This is a genomic window from Phyllobacterium sp. YR531 (assembly GCF_000282595.1).
GTDB lineage: Bacteria > Pseudomonadota > Alphaproteobacteria > Rhizobiales > Rhizobiaceae > Phyllobacterium.
Genome location: NZ_AKIZ01000040.1, coordinates 63693 through 82067 on the forward strand (window position 1 = coordinate 63693; position 18375 = coordinate 82067).

Genomic DNA, 18375 nt, shown 5'->3' on the forward strand with positions numbered 1-18375 from the left:
GACACCAACCAGAACTGCCCGAATAAAGGACGGAATTATTGTATCTTCCGCCCGACGGAAACGCGTCTGGTTTTTATAGAGTGGTGAAATGGTGACGACCTATTGGCTGGACCTTCTTGCTCTGATTTACTTTTTCGCAGTCTGGGCACTTTACTCGCACACCACTGCGCATGGTTTTCGCGGACGAAAATCCCTGACCTCTGAAATGAATCTCGCACGCACGCAATGGATGACAACCATGGCAACGCGCGAGCTGCGCATGATCGATACCAGTATCATGATCGGACTGCAGCAAGGGACCGGCTTTTTCGCTTCGACCTCAATTCTCGCGATCGGTGGCTGTTTCGGTCTACTGAATTCTTCCGGCCGCGTGTTGACGCTTTTTCACGATCTGCCATTCATCAGCGACACAACCGAGCAACTGTTTGAAACGAAAATACTCGGCTTGCTGATTCTGTTTGCCTACGCCTTCTTCAAGTTCGCCTGGTCTTATCGCTTGTTCAATTACTGTTCCATTTTGATTGGCAGCGTGCCTATGGCCCGCGACAGAGCACCTGACGATCCTCAAGTGGTTGCAGGCATCAATCGCGCTGCCGGAATCAACATTCAGGCCGGACAGCATTTCAACAGCGGCCTTCGCGGCATATTCTTTTCCATTGGCTATCTGGGCTGGTTTCTTCACCCGGTGCTTTTCATGGTCACTACAACGCTCGTCGCCTTCGTTCTCCTGCGCCGACAGTTCTTCTCGAGGGCTCGTGACGTGCTTATCCGCAACGCGGACACCAGCGGGTCATAGGCGGCGGGGAAGATAGCGCCAGACAAACACGGCCGTGAACAGCATAAGCCCTGCCAAAGCGATAAAGATCGATCCGAAGCTGAAAAATGTGAGGATGATTGAATAGAAGAACGCGGGCAATATTTCAGAAAAATCGAGATATGTCCGGTATACGGCCGTCATCTGGGCTCGCTCATGCGGATGAACGGCACGAATGAAAGTGGTCGATGCCAACGTGTCCAGTGCCACGCAGAAAAATGATCCGGAAAGCAGCATAAGGGCTGCGACCATCGGAAAGCTTTCACCGGCAATACCGGCTCCGACAAGCGCGACGGCGAGAAGGATGAAAACGCCGGATATGGTTCGCGTCAGCCCCTGTGCCATTCCAACCTTTCCCCAGAGGATCGATCCGAGAAGAAACAGATTGCCCAAAGACACAAGCAAGCCACCAGCCAGGGAACCCTGCCCCGTAGCCACCATAAGGATTGGGCCATACACGAAGAATGTGCTCCAATAACACGAACGGGAAAAGGCAATCAGCCAGGCGAGCCGCAATCTCGGCTGGACAACGAAGCGCCGCACATTGGCAATGGGGTTTGCCGGGCGGCTCGGCCCCTTTTGCAAAGCGGGGTTGTCGCTGAGGCGGAAATACCAGAACAGCGTCAACAACAACAAGGAAAAGCCGATTGACACCAGAAACGGTGCGATCATCCCGATACGCGTGTAGAGAAACACGCCCAGAAATGGCCCGGCTGTCCAAGCCAGCGTTGCCGTTGCCATGCGTACGGATTCAGCCCTGACCAGCTCGCCCTTTTTTATGTGATCCATGATATAGAGGCTGAGCGTTATGGAGAGCGTCCCTGCTCCGAAAGTCCGCAGGAATAGCCCTATTGCCTGTCCCGATATTGTATCAAGCGCAAAGGCAACACATCCCAGCATCAGGGACACTGAACCGGCGGTGTATACCCAACGTCTCGGAATACGCACAATCAGCAGCGGGATCGACAATGTAGATATCAGTCCTAGCAGTGACATGCAGGTGTAGAGAATGCTGACACTGCGTTCGCTTTGCAGCAAATCATAGGTCTGGATCGGCACCACGCTTGTAATGATGGCGCGGGCCATCGATTCAATGCCAAACAGGATCGCGAACACCCGCGCTGTGGGGCGCTTGGCCGTGTTGATCCAGATAGGGTGGCGAACCTGATTTATCACAATGGGACTTTGGGCTTGATTCGAACGTCGCAGAAAGCATCGGACGAGAATCTATCGATAGCAGTCAATTAGGCGACATGACATGCAACTTTCGATAGATTTTTTACAATTCGCCAATGATATTTGGGTGATAGCCGAAACTGCATGGATTTTGAGCATCATCTCCACTAGCTTGCGGCAACTTGTGTAATCCGAGAATCCGCAAAATGAACCAGAATGCCGTTTCGAGTCCTCCCGTAAAGGCGCGCCTTGGCAGACTGGACGTGTTGCGCGGTATCGCTCTCATCGCGATGGCAACATACCATACGGGCTGGGATTTCGAGTTCTTTGGATACCTTGAACCCGGCACCACCGGACACGGCCTCTGGAAACTTTACGCCCGCTGCATCGCATCGACATTTCTGGTTCTGGTCGGCTTCAGTCTGGTGCTGGCGCATAAGAACGGAGTCAGGTGGCAATCCTTCGGCATAAGACTGGCGCAAATTGTTGCTGCCGCGCTGGCAATCACCATCGCCACCTATCAGTTCACGCCGGACAGCTTCGTATTCTTTGGCATTTTGCATCAGATTGCCGCTGCCAGCCTTCTGGGGCTGATTTTCCTGCGTCTACCGGCATTGGTCATCGCGGTCGCTGCGGCTGCAGTCATTGCCGCTCCACACTTTCTGGCATCTTCAACCTTCGATGCGCCATGGCTCTGGCCGCTGGGTCTTTCCGAAATCCTGATTCGCTCCAATGATTTTGTGCCGATATTCCCATGGTTCGGAGCGGTGCTGGTCGGAATGGCACTTGCCAAAACATTCCAGCATTTCGATTTGCTGAAACTGTTTGCCGGCAATATCAGGCCGCGTTGGCTGGACAGCGGCTTACGTTTTATCGGCAGGCACAGCCTCGCCTTCTATCTTATCCACCAGCCAGTGCTGATTGGTTGTGTATACGTCATTGCCCAGATATTCCCGCCATCCTTAGCCGCCAGTCGCTATGCAAGCGAATGCGTGCAGAGTTGCGAGATAACCTATGATAAGGCCCTGTGCGAAAACTTCTGCGGATGTGTCGTAGGCAGGTTTCAGGCAGACGGACTATTTGCCGACGCCCTATCGGGTAAGCGCAATCCGCAGACCGATCCCCAAATGCAGGAAATCCAGCAGATCTGTCTGAGCGAAACCGGCCAGTAGCGCCTCAGGTATTGACGCCGAGTTCGGCAAGACGCTCGATGCAGCCCTCTTCGACCTGATCAAGTTCAGCCAGCGTTTCTTCAATGTCGCGACGCTTCTGGCGCAGCTCGCCGCGTTTCTCTTCAACGCGCTTCATCATCAGGTGAATTTGTCCAAGCTCACCCGGAGGCGCCTTGTACATCTGGATGATTTCCTGAATTTCCGAGATGGAGAAGCCAAGTCGCTTGCCGCGAAGTATCTGCTTGAGCAAATGACGGTCAGACGGGCGAAACAGACGCGTACGGCCACGGCGTACCGGATGGATCAGCCCTTCATCTTCGTAAAAACGTAGTGTGCGGGTCGAAACACCAAATTCCCGTGTCAATTCCGTAATTGAATAATATTCGCGAATGGCAGACACAGATCATTCTCTCTTTAACCGATTGAATGTTTTGTTCACGAATTTACGTAAAAGTCAATTGAACGATTGTTCTGGCTTGAAAACTTTGGTGCATAACACCTGTTAACGGAAGCCGAACCACCAGGTCGCAAGACCAAGAAATGATGAGAATCCAACGACATCGGTGATTGTTGTAACAAAAACTGCCGAGGCAATTGCGGGATCGGCGCCGAACCTGTGCAGCAGTAGCGGGATTAGAATCCCTCCAAGAGCAGCAGCCAGCATATTGATGACCATCGCCGAAGCGATGATCCCGCCAAGGTTGACGCTGCTAAACCAGAAGCCGGCAACGAGCCCTATAAGGATCGCAAATACCACGCCATTGATCAGCCCAACAGATGCCTCGCGTCGGATGATGCGTCCTGCATTGTAGATATCCATGTCGCGTGTCGCGAGCGCGCGCACTGTAACGGTCATGGTTTGTGTGCCTGCATTGCCGCCCATGGAAGCAACGATCGGCATGAGCACGGCGAGCGCCACCATCTGCTGGATCGTCCCGTCGAAAAGGCCGATAACCGAAGCAGAGATAAAGGCGGTAAACAGGTTGACAACCAGCCAGGGCGTGCGCGAGCGAGATGTTGAAAGCACGGAGTCGGAAAGCTCTTCGTCACCGACACCACCGAGGCGCAATATGTCTTCCTCAGCTTCTTCCTGGATAACGTCAACGATGTTTTCAATGGTCAGAACACCGACAAGCCGTTCATTTTCATCCACCACGGCGGCAGACAAGAGATCGTACTGTTCGAAGATCTGCGCCGCCTCTTCCTGGTCCATCGTGGCCGGAATGGCATGGCGCGTCTCATGCATGATCTCTTCGATCTTTGTATCGCGGCGGGTGCGCAAAATGCGATCAAGATCAATCGCTCCAAGCAGTCGGAACATCGGATCAATGACAAAAATCTGCGAGAAAGACTCCGGCAGATCGGGGTTTTCACGCATGTAGTCGATGGTCTGCCCTACCGTCCAGAACGGTGGCACGGCAACAAATTCGGTCTGCATGCGCCGACCGGCCGTCTCTTCCGGATAGCCCAAGGATCTACGCAGACGCACGCGTTCAGTAAACGGCAGCTGAGCCAGAATCTCGTCGCGGTCTTCCTGATCGAGATCTTCCAGAATGTAGACGGCATCGTCGGAATCAAGGTCCTGAACCGCCTCGGCAATCTGCCGGTTCGGCATTGCATCGACGATTTCGAGGCGGACGGCTTCGTCCACCTCGGTCAGCGATGCAAAGTCAAACTCATCCCCAAGCAGTTCGATCAGCGCGCGGCGCTGTTCGGTCTGCAGGGCTTCGAGAACGTGACCCAACTCGGATTGATGCAGCTTGCCGACATGGGAACGCAAAAACAGAACATCGCGGTCGGCAATGGCCGCACCGACGCGAGCAAGATAGGACGAGCGAACAGCACCGTCTTCGCCATAGATGTCCGCTTCCTCAACCTCTGGAGCGGCATTGTTCAGGCGTTCTGTTTCATCCATTCTGTCCGCACCCGTCTGGCTGGCATCAATCGGAATTCAGTCAGTGTGGCCTAGGCCGCGCTGTCTTCCCAACCACTTATGGCTTTGACCTCGAGAAAATCTTCGAGACCCCAATGACCGCCCTCGCGGCCTATGCCAGACTGTTTATAGCCACCGAAAGGTGCATCCGCCGCATGGCTTGCGCCATTGATGCGCACCATCCCTGCCCGTAGCTGTTTCGAAACCCGCTTGATCCGCTCAACATCGCCGGACTGCACATAGGCTGCCAGACCGTAGGGCGTGTCATTGGCGATTTCGACAGCTTCTTCTTCCGTATCAAACGGAATCATCGCCAGAACCGGGCCGAAAATCTCTTCGCGGGCGATTACCATGTCATTGTTCACGTCCGCAAAAACAGTCGGCCGCACATAATAGCCGCGGTTGAAACCCTCAGGCCGACCAGTGCCACCAGCGATGAGCCGCGCACCTTCCTTGATGCCCTGCTCTATCAGGCCCTGAACCTTGTTGAACTGAAGCTCAGACACCAGCGGGCCCATATGATCGCCATCCTGCGCCGGATCACCAACCTTCGTCGCCTTGGCTGTCGCAGCGGCAACTTCAGTCGCCTTGTCGTAGACCGAACGTTCCACCAGCATACGTGTGGGCGCATTGCAGGATTGTCCCGTATTATTGAAAACGTGGGAAACACCGCGCTTTACTGCCGCTTCAACATCCGTGTCCGCAAAAACGATGTTCGGGGACTTGCCGCCAAGTTCGAGCGATACGCGCTTGACCGTATCGGCAGCGGCTTTCGTCACGGCAATACCGGCCCTTGTGGAACCAGTGAATGACATCATATCGATGCCGGGGTGGCGCGACATGGCCTCGCCCACTGTCGGACCATCGCCATTGATGAGATTGAACACACCAGCAGGCAAGCCAGAGGCGTCAACAATTTCTGCGAACAGCATTGAGGACATCGGCGCAATTTCCGATGGCTTCAGGATAACCGTGCAACCGGCAGCAACAGCAGGCACCACTTTCAGAACCACCTGATTCATCGGCCAGTTCCAAGGTGTTATCAATCCGCAGACACCTATTGGCTCGTAAGCGATACGTACATTCTTGTTATGCGCATCAAGCGGACGCTCAAACTCGAAATTCTTCAAAGCGCGTTGGAATGCCTTCAGGTGGCCCATGCCGGAAGCTGCCTGCTCTTCCAGCGCCATCGTCATCGGCGCGCCCATTTCGGCGGAAATTGCCTTGGCCATATCAGACAAGCGTGACTCATAAACGGCAATCAGGCGATCCAGCCAGGCGACACGCTCTTCGCGGCTGCTGACACTCCAGCTTGTGAAAGCTTTGCGTGCTGCAGCAACGGCCTTGTCCACATCAGCAGCAGAACCGATGGATATGGTTGCGAAAGCCTGTTCGTCAGCAGGATTGATCACTTCAAGCTCTTTAGCGGCAACCGGAGCTATCCATTTTCCATCAATATAGAAATCGGTCTTGCGAAGCATGATCTGTCTCCTGCTGATTTGTTTTAGAAGGGGCAATTTTAACAAGCCGCCTATGATCGGCTGTTACTGTAATGTGTGTGTAGCGAGGAACGTTGCAGCGGCCAACAGGAATATCGAACAATGAGGCGAAAATTACGGCGCAACCTTCATTTGTTCTCTGTTGAATTGTCGCGCCAGCCGCAGGAAATTTCCCAAAATGGCGTGACCATATTCCGTCAGCACAGATTCCGGGTGAAACTGAACACCATGTGTTGGATGGCTGGTGTGGGCCAACCCCATGATTTCACCGGAACCTGACCGCGCAGTAATCAATAAAGGCCCTTCCTGCTCGTCATGTTCGACAATCAGGGAGTGATAACGGCCCGCTTTGAAAGGACTGGGCAGACCCTTGAAAACGCCTGTGCCATCATGCTCGATTGCCGAGGAGCGCCCATGCATCGGCTCGCGTGCACGCACCACCTGCCCGCCAAACACTTCACCGATACATTGATGGCCAAGGCATATGCCAAGAATGGGAATTTCCCCGCTCAACTGCTCGATAATGGGCAATGATTGTCCTGCTTCATGTGGTCCGCAGGGTCCGGGCGACAGGATGATTGCTTCCGGTGCCAATTGCCTCACTTCGTCCACTGTGATGGCATCATTGCGAACAACTTTCGTTACCGCACCAAGCTCCGCGACGTAACGTCCAACAGTAAAGACAAAAGAATCGTAATTATCGATAATCAGGATCATGGCGCATCGCTTTCAAAAACATTGAAGATGCGCGCGGCCTTATCAAGAGTTTCCTGATACTCGGCTGCCGGGTCTGACAAGGCTGTAATACCGCCTCCAGCCTGAAAAACTGCCTTTCCGCCCTGAAACAGCACTGTCCGAATCCCGATATTGCTTCCCATATTGCCGTTGAACGCCAGATAGCCGATTGAACCGCAATAGATGCCCCGCGCCTGCCGCTCAATTTCGGTAATAATTTCCATGGCCCGCAGCTTTGGCGCTCCGGTTATCGATCCTCCCGGAAACGACGCACCTATCAGATCGAGCAAGGATTTATCTGCAGCCAACTCGCCGGTTACAACCGAAACCAGATGATGAACGCTGGCATAGCTCTCCAAGCCGCAAAGGACAGGGGTCAGCACAGAATGCGGACGACAGACGCGCGAAAGATCGTTGCGCATAAGATCGACAATCATAAGATTTTCGGCACGATCCTTTTCTGACTCCAGAAGTATATCTGCGAGGCGTTTATCTTCCACTGGATCGGCAGATCGGGGCATCGTGCCTTTGATCGGCCGCGTCTCCACGCGCTTGCCCGTCACGTTGAGAAACCGCTCCGGGGAACTCGACGCTATAACAATATCCTCATGCTCGATAAATGCAGCAAACGTCGCTGCATTACGCTGGCGCAATCGCTTGTAGAATTGCCATGGCGCGTAATTTTCTGGAAGATCAGCACTGAAACACTGGGCTATGTTCGCCTGAAAAATATCGCCGTCCAGAATATACTCAACAACTTGTGCCACGGCCTGCATGTAGCTTTCACGGTCGAAATTGGAGCGCCAGGCATCATGTTTGATTGCCGGTGCCTGACCCAGATCACCTTCTTCCCCGGCGGCAATTCGGCTCAAAAACAAAGCGGCGCGCTCTCCACTGCGTTTCGCGCGGGACGCTTCGTCTACTTCCGGAAACCCGGTCGAAATCAGCCAAACCTTCTGTTTCGTATGGTCGAATGCCAGCACAACATCATAAAAATTCCATACGGCGTCAGGCATGGTGCCTTGCGTCGGCGCTTCCGGTTGCGGCAGCCGTTCGAGCAAGCGTCCAAATTCATAAGAAAAATAGCCTATGGCGCCTGCCTGAAATGGCGGCAACCCGGGTTGGGCTTCTGTGCGGTACAATTGCAGATAATGCGAGATGGCGTCCGGCACGGACATATTTACCGGTTCATCATTCCATTTGACCATGCCTTCACTAGCAACAAGTCGGCCAAACGGATCCGCTGCTACATAGGAATATCGCCCAAGCGTATCGTGACGCATCGCACTGTCAAGAAAGCTCAATCCCCCGAGTGACCGCAAGCATCCGGCAGCATCAACAGGCTCCAGCCAGGGAATTTCACGAATATGCAAATGGCTCTCCTGTGGGTCTCAATTTAAGAATAGCAGTTGTGCTGTGCGTGGTTCGCCCTTCGACAAGCTCAGGAGGGCTCACCATGAGGAAGGTTGATGGGCTTCAGTCTCAAGAACACCCGGTGTACAGAACTACTTTACAGTCCCCACCTTCCTCATGGTGAGCCCTCCTGAGCTTGTCGAAGGGCGAACCACGCACAGACTTACTGTAATAGCCAAAGATTGAACACTGAGCCCAAAATCACTCAACTCTTACGCGTTGCCAGCAGGATACTTGTCTCAGTCGAGGTGATTCCGTCAATGTGGCGAATGTCACGCAATGTTCTGTCAAAGGCTTCCAGTGTCTCAACCTCGATTTCCGCGACAATATCCCAACGGCCATTGGTGGTATGCATCGCCCGAATTTCCGGGAAACCCTGCAGGCGACGGATCACCTTTTCACCCCCCTGCCCGGCAACTTCAATCATCGCGATGGCGCGCACACCATAGACACCTGCACCGGCCTTCAGTGTGATTGTGAAGCCCTGTATTGTCCCGTCATTGGTCATCTTGTCGATGCGGGTACGGACTGTAGCGCGCGAGATGCCCAGAATCGTCGCCATTGATGAAACCGGCAGGCGACAATCATCTCTCATCAATGACAAAAGTCTGCGATCAACGTCATCCATGACTTATCAAACCGATCAATTCAATTTAGCAAAATGCACATTAAGTTGCGCATTTCTATCAAGATGCTGGCTTTTTGTCACCACGGAAAAATGCGACGATTGTTCTATTCCAATTTCCGAAATGGCGACGATTGATGAATATGCACGGCAATTTTGAAGACACCCAAAAACAAAATCTGACTATCATCGGCGCGCCTATCGAAGAAGGTGCAGGCCGGCTTGGCGCCCTGATGGGTCCGGCAGCATTGCGCACGGCAGGTCTCGTGCGAACCCTTGAAGAACTTGGTCATGGGGCGACAGATCGCGGTGACTTGCGCTTGCCTGAAACATTGCCGATTGTACCGCCGGTCAATGGCCTTGCCCATTACATTGAAGAAATTGCCGCGTGGTCGCGCATGCTCGCCGTCGAGACTTACGACGCAATGAAATCCGGATCGTTCCCGATCATTCTGGGTGGTGACCATAGCCTTTCCATTGGCTCGGTCGGCGGCGTCGCGCGCTATTGCGAAGAGCAGAACCGCGAGCTTTTCGTGCTCTGGCTTGATGCGCATTCCGATTTCAACACGCCTGCCACATCCCCTTCGGGAAACATGCACGGCATGCCTCTGGCCCTGCTGTGCCGTGAGCCTGGTCTTGAGGGTGTGTTCGGGGATGAGCCGCATGGTTTCATCAAACCTGAAAATCTCCATCTCTTCGGCATCCGCTCGATTGACAGCACTGAACGTGTGCTTCTGCGCGAGCGTGGCATTGATGTCGTCGATATGCGCCAGATAGACGAGTTCGGCGTTGCGCCGCTCCTTCGCCGCATCATTGAGCGTGTCCAGAAAGCCAATGGCGTACTTCATGTCAGTTTCGATGTAGACTTTATCGATCCATCAATTGCACCGGGCGTTGGCACCACGGTTCCGGGCGGCGCAACATACCGGGAAGCGCATCTTGTCATGGAAATGCTTCATGATTCAGGTGTCGTCTGCTCGCTTGATGTCGTCGAGCTAAATCCATTTCTCGACGAGCGCGGCAAGAGTGCTCTGCTGCTCGTTGATCTTGTGGCCAGTCTTTTTGGCCGTTCAGTTTTCGGAAAACCAAACCGCGTTGACCAGAGCATAACCGCCAGCAACGCTTGAATACGGCAATAGGAGGATATTTTGCTGCACACAGCCGCCGATCTCATTTCCACGGAATCCCGTCTAGGGGCACATAACTACAAGCCCCTTGATGTGGTGCTGGAGCGCGGTGAAGGCGTGCATGTCTGGGACATTGAGGGCAACCGCTACCTCGATTGTCTTTCAGCCTATTCCGCAGTCAATCAGGGCCATTGCCACCCGAAAATTCTCAAGGCAATGACAGAACAGGCAAGCAAGCTGACGCTTACCTCCCGCGCCTTCCGCAATGACCAACTTGCCCTGTTCTATGAAGAGCTGGCAGCACTGACCGGCTCACATAAAATCCTGCCGATGAACAGCGGCGCGGAAGCAGTGGAAACTGCTATCAAGGCCGTGCGGAAGTGGGGTTATGAGGTAAAGGGCGTTCCGGAAAATCAGGCCGAGATTATCGTCTGCTCGGACAATTTCCATGGCCGGACCATGGGTATTGTGGGTTTCAGTACCGATCCTTCAGCGCGCGAGAATTTCGGTCCGTTTGCTCCCGGCTTCAAGGTTGTGCCTTTCGGCGATATTGACGCCTTCAGTGCCGCGCTCACTCCAAACACCGTAGCCTTTCTTGTGGAACCTATTCAGGGTGAAGCTGGCGTGATCATTCCGCCGACAGGCTATTTCACCAAAGTGCGCGAACTTTGCACCAGCAACAATGTCACGCTTATACTTGACGAAATCCAGACTGGACTTGGCCGCACCGGAGCACTTCTTGCCGAAGAGCATGAAGGCATTGAAGCCGATGTTACCTTGATTGGCAAAGCGCTCTCCGGCGGATTCTATCCGGTGTCTGCGGTCCTATCCAACAGCGATGTTCTCGGCGTTCTCAAGCCCGGTCAGCATGGCAGCACTTTTGGCGGAAACCCGCTGGCCTGCGCCATTGCCAGAGCGGCCCTGCGCGTTTTGACCGAAGAGGGTATGATTGAGAATTCCCGGGTGGAAGGCCAGTATTTCCTTGAACAACTGAAAGGCATCCGCAGCAATATCGTACGCGAGGTGCGTGGACGCGGTTTGATGCTTGCCGTCGAATTGCACCCTGAAGCTGGCGGGGCAAACCGCTTCTGCTATGAATTGAAAGCCCGCGGTATTCTCGCCAAGGATACGCATGGCGATACGATCCGCATTGCTCCACCTCTGGTCATCAAACGGGATCAGATCGATTGGGCGCTGGAACAGTTCGACGACGTGCTTACACGTCTAAACTGATACGTGGGCGGAAACCTGCTCTGCGCGACCGATTGCGCAGAGCATTTCTTTGAAGTTTTAGATAGCTGGTTTGTAAGTGGCCAGCTTCAAGCCGAAACCGATAAACACAACGCCCGTCACACCTTTGAGCCACCGCTGGAATTTCCCTTGCCGTGTGAAAGCCGTCAGCTTCGAGAACAGCATGACAATTGCGCCAAACCAGACGATGTTGATCATCGAATGCAGAAATACGAGCAGAAATGCCGACGCTACCGGATGAGCATTCAACGGAATGAACTGCGGAAAAACTGCCAGATAGAACATTGACACTTTAGGGTTCAAGCCGTTTGTCAGCAGTCCTTCAAAGAATGCTTTAATGAGAGTGCGCTGGCGTTTGGCTGGTGCAATTTTCGGTGCGGTTTCGACGCCCCTGAACGCGGCAATCAGCGCCTTTATTCCAATCCAGCATAAATAGGCCACACCAATATATTTGACGATCATGAATGCCGTTGCAGATTTCATGACGATGATGGAAATGCCTAAAATCGACAGAGCACCGTGAATGTAAAAAGCGGCAAAGAATCCTGCGATATTGGCAAACCCTGCCGCCCGTCCCGAAGTGGGAACCGTCTTGGCAATCAGCATCCCATTCGGACCGGGCGAGGTCACCAATAGTGTTGCCGTCACCATGAATGCGAAAATTACCGACCAGCTCATTTTGCAATGCCTTCCCGCAGTTCGCTCTTTCACACCAATAAGTAGTATCTTTCCGTCAACATAGTTCCGACGCGACAGACGGAGCATCTTGCCATGTCTGGCAAAAGAACTGCGATGAGTCATCAGCGAAACTTGTCACCATGCCATGTTCGACAAGGGGTCGTGCGTAATTTGACGCTGTTGCTGGACTATTGGAGAGAGTTCTATGCCTGTGCGGGAATTCTTGCCGAAAAGGGGAGTGAAAACCTTCAAAAGGTGAGCAAAATTGTAACCTGAGCGTGAAATTTTGGTGTAGCGGGTAGAGTTGGCTTTCCAGTATCCTTTTGGTGCCTCGGACACTGAAACGTGCGTTCTTCACAAGGCAGACCACTAGGCTTACCTAAGCCACAGTGAGAAATTGAAGAGCAAAATCATGGAACTTGGTCTTTATACATTTGCCGGCATGAGCCCTGATCCGGCGACGGGTGTTGCTATTGATGCCCATCAAAGAATGAAGAATCTGCTTGAAGAAATGGAATTGGCTGATCAGGTCGGTCTGGATGTATTCGGCATTGGCGAGCATCATCGTCCGGACTTTGTCATCTCCACACCCGCCGTTGCCTTGGCGGCTGGCGCCGCTCGAACAAAGAATATCCGGCTTACCAGTGCCGTCACCGTGCTCAGTTCAGAAGATCCTGTCCGCGTGTTTCAGGAATATGCGACACTCGATCTGATCTCGTCGGGACGTGCCGAAATCATGGCTGGTCGAGGCTCTTTTATCGAATCTTTTCCGCTATTTGGCTATGATTTGCATGATTACGACGAGCTCTTTACGCAGAAGCTCGACCTGCTGTTAAAGCTACGGGAAAGCGAACGTGTTACCTGGAATGGAACGCTCCGCGCGCCTCTTCATAACCTTGGCGTCTATCCTCGTCCGGTGCAAAATCCCCTGCCAGTTTGGATTGCCGTTGGCGGAACACCGGAGTCGGTTGTCAGGGCCGGAACCCTTGGATTGCCGCTAGCCGTTGCGATTATCGGTGGCGAACCACATCGGTTTGCGCCCTTGGTTGAGCTTTATCGTGAAGCCGGAGCAAAGGCAGGGCACGCCCCAGAAACGCTTAAAGTCAGCATCAATTCCCATGGTTACGTGGCCGATAGCTCGCAGGCCGCCTCTGATGAGTACTGGCCGTCCTATGAGGTTGTCATGAACAAGATCGGTCGCGAGCGCGGCTGGCCGCCAAGCAACCGCGCTCAATATGAAGCGGGCCGCACGCCCCGCGGTGCCCTTCTCGTTGGCTCTCCGCAAGAGGTAATCGATAAAATCATGATTCAACAAACTTATTTTAAACATGACCGCTTTATGCTGCAGATCGATCTTGGCAGCCTGCCGCATAAAAATACGCTGAAAGCGATTGAACTCTATGGCACCAAAGTTGCACCGGTCATCCGGAAAGAGGTGGCTACGGTCTAGATTGTATCCAGCCCGAACCCTTGCAACAAACGCCTTGTTGGAAAGTCCGGAGTGCCGGAGGTGAACACGGCGATATCGTCGCCGTGTTCGGGCTCGATACCGTCCGGATTGGGTTTGAGCAACGAAACGGCACGGCGGGCGATAGCTTCAGCTGGATCAAGCCAGTCTACCGGCCATGGAGCAAGGCGCCGGAATACATTGACCAGAAACGGATAGTGCGTACAGGCCAGTACCACTATGTCAGTGCGCTTGCCGTTTTTCTCGTAGAAGCAAGGCAGGATTTCATCCAAAAGTACCGCATCGTCCAGTTTTTCACCACGCATATGCGCCTCAGCCATGCGGGCCAGTGTCTGACTACCGACAAGTCTCACATGACATTTCGTGGCAAAAGACTGGATAAGATCGCGCGTATATGCGCGTTTCACGGTGCCCGGGGTAGCCAATACGCTTATCAGGCCCGAGGAGGTTCTCTCCGCAGCAGGTTTTATTGCAGGAACTGTGCCAACGAAAGGCACTTCAGGAAATGCGCTACGCAAATCATCAAGAACGAGTGTCGATGCAGTATTGCAGGGAATAATGACGATCTCAGGATCATAGGTTTTGATAAAACCGTCGAAAAGCCTAACAATACGTTGTTTTAGAGCTTCTTCTTCCCAATCTCCATAGGGAAAACCGGCATCGTCAGCGATGTAAACAAAGCGCCGATCCGGGATGAGCACCCTCGCCTCGCGCAAGACCGTGAGACCGCCAATACCACTGTCAAAAGCAATAATTGGCCTGTCGCCCGTCACATTATTCATCGCTGGATGAGTCCTCGTCCAAAACTTGCGGTTCATTTTCTGCCAACAGCGGTTTTTCACGTTTGCGACCTTCGGGCGCTCCTGAACCGCGCGGAGTTTTAGGGCTGAAGTAATCCAGCGAAACAATAACCCCGCGTAGCAGCCTCAACTCGGATTCCGAAAATCCCGCTCTTGTCAGAACGCCGCGCAGATTATTCACCATGATCTCCTTGCGGGCCATGGGACGAAAATAACCGCGGGCCTGAAGCGCATCTTCCAAATGGTTGAAAAAGCCCTGTAACTGCTCCTTGGGGGCAGGTTCAAGCTCAGGACCGCGAAATGCCGTATCGGTTTCCTTCGCCAGACCTGACTTCATCCATTCATAAGACATGAGGAGCACTGCCTGAGCGATATTCAACGATGAGAAGGCCGGGTTAACCGGAAATGTCACCAGCTCATCAGCAAGACTGATTTCGTCATTGTTGAGGCCGAAACGTTCACGCCCAAACAGAATTCCGGTTTTCTCATCATTGTTGAATCGCTGCCGCAATATATGACCCGCTTCTACCGGCCCGCGCACCTGTTTGAAGGCATCGCGTTCACGCGCCGTTGTCGCATAAACAAAGTGCAAATCCTTGATGGCAGAGGCCAGATCATCAAAAACCCGCGCATTGTCGATAATGTGATCGGCACGACTGGCGGCGGAGCGCGCTTTTTCGTTTGGAAAAGCTTCACGCGGCTTGACCAATCTCAATTCCGCCAGACCGAAATTTGCCATCGCTCGCGCCACCATGCCGATGTTTTCAGGCAGTTGCGGTTCCACGAGAATAATCGCCGGGCCTTCTGCAATAAGGGTGCGCTGTCTGTCAGTTCCGGCCATTTTCAATCCTTGCGTTTATCGCGCCGTAATAGCTCGCGTTTTTTTGATGAGCAATCCAACTGTTTGCGCGAAACCGCGTATGATCGCCTTTGCGTATCGGTTTTCCAGTGCTATAGGGGCGCGAACCCTCAATCAAACCAAGGCTGGCATCCCAAACCCAGCACAAAAGAGGCCCAATATTCATGGCAAAGATCAAGGTTGCAAATCCGGTTGTCGAACTCGATGGCGATGAGATGACCCGCATCATCTGGCAATATATCAAGGAAAAGCTGATCCATCCTTACCTCGATATCGATCTGAAATATTATGATCTGGGCATGGAACACCGCGATGCAACTGACGATCAGGTAACGATTGATGCTGCAAATGCAATCAAGGAATATGGTGTAGGCGTAAAATGCGCCACAATCACCCCGGACGAACAGCGCGTTGAAGAATTTGGTCTCAAGAAAATGTGGAAATCGCCCAACGGCACGATCCGCAATATTCTTGGCGGCGTTATTTTCCGCGAACCAATCATTGCAAAGAACGTGCCTCGCCTGGTTCCAGGTTGGACACAGCCAATCATCGTTGGCCGCCATGCATTTGGTGATCAGTACCGCGCAACAGATTTCAAATTCCCCGGCAAGGGCAAGCTCTCGATCAAATTCGTTGGTGAAGATGGCCAGACTATCGAACATGATGTCTACGACGCTCCAAGCGCAGGCGTCGCCATGGCCATGTACAATCTTGACGACTCTATTCGCGACTTTGCCCGTGCATCGCTGAACTATGCCTACAACCGCGGCGTTCCTTGCTATCTTTCGACCAAAAACACAATTCTCAAAGCTTATGACGGCCGGTTCAAGGATATTTTTCAGGAAGTCTTTGACACTGAGTTCAAAGAAAAATTTGCTGAAAAGAAGATTGGTTACGAGCATCGCCTGATTGACGACATGGTTGCATCGGCCCTTAAATGGTCCGGTGGATATGTATGGGCGTGCAAGAACTATGACGGCGACGTTCAGTCCGACATCGTTGCGCAAGGCTTCGGCTCGCTCGGCCTGATGACATCTGTCCTGATGACTCCGGATGGTCAGACAGTAGAAGCAGAGGCTGCCCACGGCACAGTGACCCGTCACTACCGCCAGCATCAAAAGGGCCAGGAAACTTCGACGAACTCCATTGCATCGATCTTTGCGTGGACGCGTGGCCTTGCACATCGCGCAAAGCTGGATGGCAATGCTGAATTGGATCGCTTTGCCAATACGCTTGAAAAAGTCTGCGTTGACACTGTTGAGTCGGGTTACATGACCAAGGATCTGGCGCTTCTTATCGGCCCTGATCAGCCTTGGCTTTCAACAACAGGCTTCCTCGACAAAATCAGCGAGAACCTTACAAAGGCAATGGCTGCCTGATAGCGTCAGCCCGAAGAATGAAAACCCCGGCAATGTCGGGGTTTTTTGCGTTTTGGATATATCAAATTCGCAGCCAAACAAATATAAGACAGCATTATTGACATATTATGCGTTTTGCAGTCGAGTGCCTGCAAAAATGTGGAGGAATAAATGAGCGATCGCAACGACCGGTATTCAACCCGGATCAGCAATATGCGTGCGTCCGAAGTTCGCGAGTTGCTCAAATTGCTTGACCAGCCAGGCATTATCTCCTTTGCCGGTGGAATACCTGATCCGGCATTGTTTCCCACAGATGCGATCCAACAAGCCTACAACGATATTCTGAGCGAGAATGCCGGTGCGGCACTCCAATATTCTGTCAGCGAAGGTTACCGCCCGCTACGTGAATGGCTGGCGCAGCACATGGCGTCACTGGGTGTCGATTGCACAATCGACAACATTATCATCACGACCGGCTCACAGCAGGCGCTGGATTATATCGGAAAACTGTTCATCTCTCCCGGGGATACCATACTCACCACCTGGCCGACCTATCTCGGTGCGCTTCAAGCATTCAATGCGTACGAACCAAATTATGATCGCCTGACGCCGGATGGGGGAAATACAACACCTGATGAATACAAAAAACATGCAGAGCAAGCTGGTGGTCAGGTAAAGCTCGCCTATCTTACCGCTGACTTCTCCAATCCCACCGGGGAAACCATTGGATTAGCTGAGCGATCAAAACTCATTGAACTTGCTCACGATCTAGACATCCCGCTTATTGAGGATGCTGCATATCGCTCGCTTCGTTTCGATGGCGAGAATGCGCCTTCAATGCTGGCGCTTGACATCAAGCGTCAGGGAGACATCGACAAGACGCGTGTAATCTATTCGGGCAGCTTTTCAAAAACCCTGACTCCCGGGCTTCGTGTCGGTTGGGTATGTGCGGCAAAGCCCATCATTTCAAAGCTGGTTCTCATAAAACAGGCTGCCGATCTGCATAGCCCGACAATCAACCAGATGGTCATCCACCATGTGGCAGAGCGTCATTTTGACCAGCAGGTTGAAAAGGCCCGCGCCAGTTACCGGCAGCGCCGCGACTACATGTTGCAAGCCCTGCAGCGCTATATGCCGGATGGCGTGACATGGACAAAACCGGAAGGTGGCATGTTTGTTTGGATGACCCTGCCCGAACACATGAATGGCGCGGAACTTCTGGCAAAATCCATCAAAGAGATTCAGGTTGCGTTCGTACCGGGAGGCGCTTTTCACGCAGATGGCACAGGCAAAAATACGATAAGGCTGAATTATTCCTTGCCGGACGCGGAAGCTATCGACACCGGCATGTCTCGTCTCGGCAAGCTAATCAAACTTGAGATGACAGCCGCTTAGATCGACTTTGATGGTTACATCACGCGGCGATACCCATTAAATCATTCCGATGGCACGATATGCGATCGGAAT

The 18375-nt window shown here is 53.0% G+C and carries 17 protein-coding genes; 7 read left to right on the forward strand and 10 right to left on the reverse strand.

The window, feature by feature from the left end; translation table 11 throughout:
- The first annotated feature begins 88 nt into the window (after window positions 1–88).
- Window positions 89–796, forward strand: a complete 708-nt coding sequence (locus tag PMI41_RS23500) for a DUF599 family protein (RefSeq protein WP_008129083.1) — start codon at window positions 89–91, stop codon at window positions 794–796.
- Here PMI41_RS23500 and PMI41_RS23505 read toward each other — a convergent pair.
- Entirely contained in the window at window positions 791–1990 is a 1200-nt protein-coding gene (locus PMI41_RS23505; protein WP_008129085.1) for an MFS transporter, read from the reverse strand. The genes PMI41_RS23500 and PMI41_RS23505 overlap by 6 nt on opposite strands.
- Window positions 1991–2196: 206 nt before the next feature.
- Here PMI41_RS23505 and PMI41_RS23510 point away from each other — a divergent pair, with 206 nt between their 5' ends.
- The gene (locus PMI41_RS23510) at window positions 2197–3162 is read left to right on the forward strand and encodes a DUF1624 domain-containing protein (RefSeq protein WP_008129087.1); all 966 of its coding nucleotides are present in this window, start codon (window positions 2197–2199) and stop codon (window positions 3160–3162) included.
- Between the two features lie 4 nt (window positions 3163–3166).
- On the opposite strand, the gene PMI41_RS23515 is transcribed toward PMI41_RS23510, so the two are convergent.
- The 6 genes from PMI41_RS23515 to PMI41_RS23540 form a co-directional block, all read right to left on the reverse strand.
- Entirely contained in the window at window positions 3167–3553 is a 387-nt protein-coding gene (locus PMI41_RS23515) for a MerR family DNA-binding transcriptional regulator (protein ID WP_040856683.1), read from the reverse strand.
- A 111-nt stretch (window positions 3554–3664) separates the two neighbouring features.
- A complete protein-coding gene (gene mgtE / locus PMI41_RS23520) occupies window positions 3665–5077 on the reverse strand; it encodes a magnesium transporter (protein ID WP_008129090.1) in 1413 nt (470 codons plus the stop codon).
- 50 nt (window positions 5078–5127) lie between these two features.
- Window positions 5128–6576, reverse strand: a complete 1449-nt coding sequence (locus PMI41_RS23525) for an aldehyde dehydrogenase family protein (RefSeq protein WP_008129092.1) — start codon at window positions 6574–6576, stop codon at window positions 5128–5130.
- Window positions 6577–6708: 132 nt separating this feature from the next.
- Window positions 6709–7311 (reverse strand): aminodeoxychorismate/anthranilate synthase component II, encoded by a 603-nt coding sequence (locus PMI41_RS23530; RefSeq protein ID WP_008129095.1) that lies wholly within the window; start codon window positions 7309–7311, stop codon window positions 6709–6711.
- The gene (gene pabB / locus PMI41_RS23535; RefSeq protein ID WP_008129097.1) at window positions 7308–8702 is read right to left on the reverse strand and encodes an aminodeoxychorismate synthase component I; all 1395 of its coding nucleotides are present in this window, start codon (window positions 8700–8702) and stop codon (window positions 7308–7310) included. Before pabB ends, PMI41_RS23530 begins: the two co-directional genes overlap by 4 nt.
- A gap of 245 nt (window positions 8703–8947) precedes the next feature.
- Entirely contained in the window at window positions 8948–9370 is a 423-nt protein-coding gene (locus tag PMI41_RS23540; protein ID WP_008129099.1) for an Lrp/AsnC family transcriptional regulator, read from the reverse strand.
- Between the two features lie 140 nt (window positions 9371–9510).
- Here PMI41_RS23540 and rocF point away from each other — a divergent pair, with 140 nt between their 5' ends.
- Window positions 9511–10494 carry an arginase gene (gene rocF, locus PMI41_RS23545; RefSeq protein ID WP_040856687.1) on the forward strand — a complete coding sequence of 328 codons (984 nt, stop codon included), beginning with the start codon at window positions 9511–9513 and terminating at the stop codon, window positions 10492–10494.
- A 24-nt stretch (window positions 10495–10518) separates the two neighbouring features.
- Window positions 10519–11727 (forward strand): ornithine--oxo-acid transaminase, encoded by a 1209-nt coding sequence (gene rocD / locus PMI41_RS23550; RefSeq protein ID WP_040856690.1) that lies wholly within the window; start codon window positions 10519–10521, stop codon window positions 11725–11727.
- A gap of 57 nt (window positions 11728–11784) precedes the next feature.
- Here rocD and PMI41_RS23555 read toward each other — a convergent pair whose 3' ends face one another.
- Window positions 11785–12423 carry a LysE family translocator gene (locus PMI41_RS23555; protein ID WP_008129103.1) on the reverse strand — a complete coding sequence of 213 codons (639 nt, stop codon included), beginning with the start codon at window positions 12421–12423 and terminating at the stop codon, window positions 11785–11787.
- Window positions 12424–12835: 412 nt separating this feature from the next.
- Between PMI41_RS23555 and PMI41_RS23560 the strand changes: the two genes are divergently transcribed.
- Complete coding sequence (locus tag PMI41_RS23560) at window positions 12836–13873, forward strand: LLM class flavin-dependent oxidoreductase (RefSeq protein ID WP_008129107.1); 1038 nt, start codon at window positions 12836–12838, stop codon at window positions 13871–13873.
- On the opposite strand, the gene murI is transcribed toward PMI41_RS23560, so the two are convergent.
- Both murI and PMI41_RS23570 read right to left on the reverse strand, forming a co-directional pair.
- Window positions 13870–14673 (reverse strand): glutamate racemase, encoded by an 804-nt coding sequence (murI, locus tag PMI41_RS23565; RefSeq protein ID WP_008129109.1) that lies wholly within the window; start codon window positions 14671–14673, stop codon window positions 13870–13872. The genes PMI41_RS23560 and murI overlap by 4 nt on opposite strands.
- Entirely contained in the window at window positions 14666–15532 is an 867-nt protein-coding gene (locus PMI41_RS23570; RefSeq protein ID WP_008129111.1) for an RNA methyltransferase, read from the reverse strand. Before PMI41_RS23570 ends, murI begins: the two co-directional genes overlap by 8 nt.
- A 182-nt stretch (window positions 15533–15714) precedes the next feature.
- Here PMI41_RS23570 and PMI41_RS23580 point away from each other — a divergent pair, with 182 nt between their 5' ends.
- A complete protein-coding gene (locus PMI41_RS23580) occupies window positions 15715–16929 on the forward strand; it encodes an NADP-dependent isocitrate dehydrogenase (protein WP_008129112.1) in 1215 nt (404 codons plus the stop codon).
- A gap of 150 nt (window positions 16930–17079) precedes the next feature.
- Window positions 17080–18303, forward strand: coding sequence for a PLP-dependent aminotransferase family protein (locus tag PMI41_RS23585; RefSeq protein WP_008129113.1), 1224 nt, complete (start codon window positions 17080–17082; stop codon window positions 18301–18303).
- The last annotated feature ends 72 nt before the right edge of the window (window positions 18304–18375 follow it).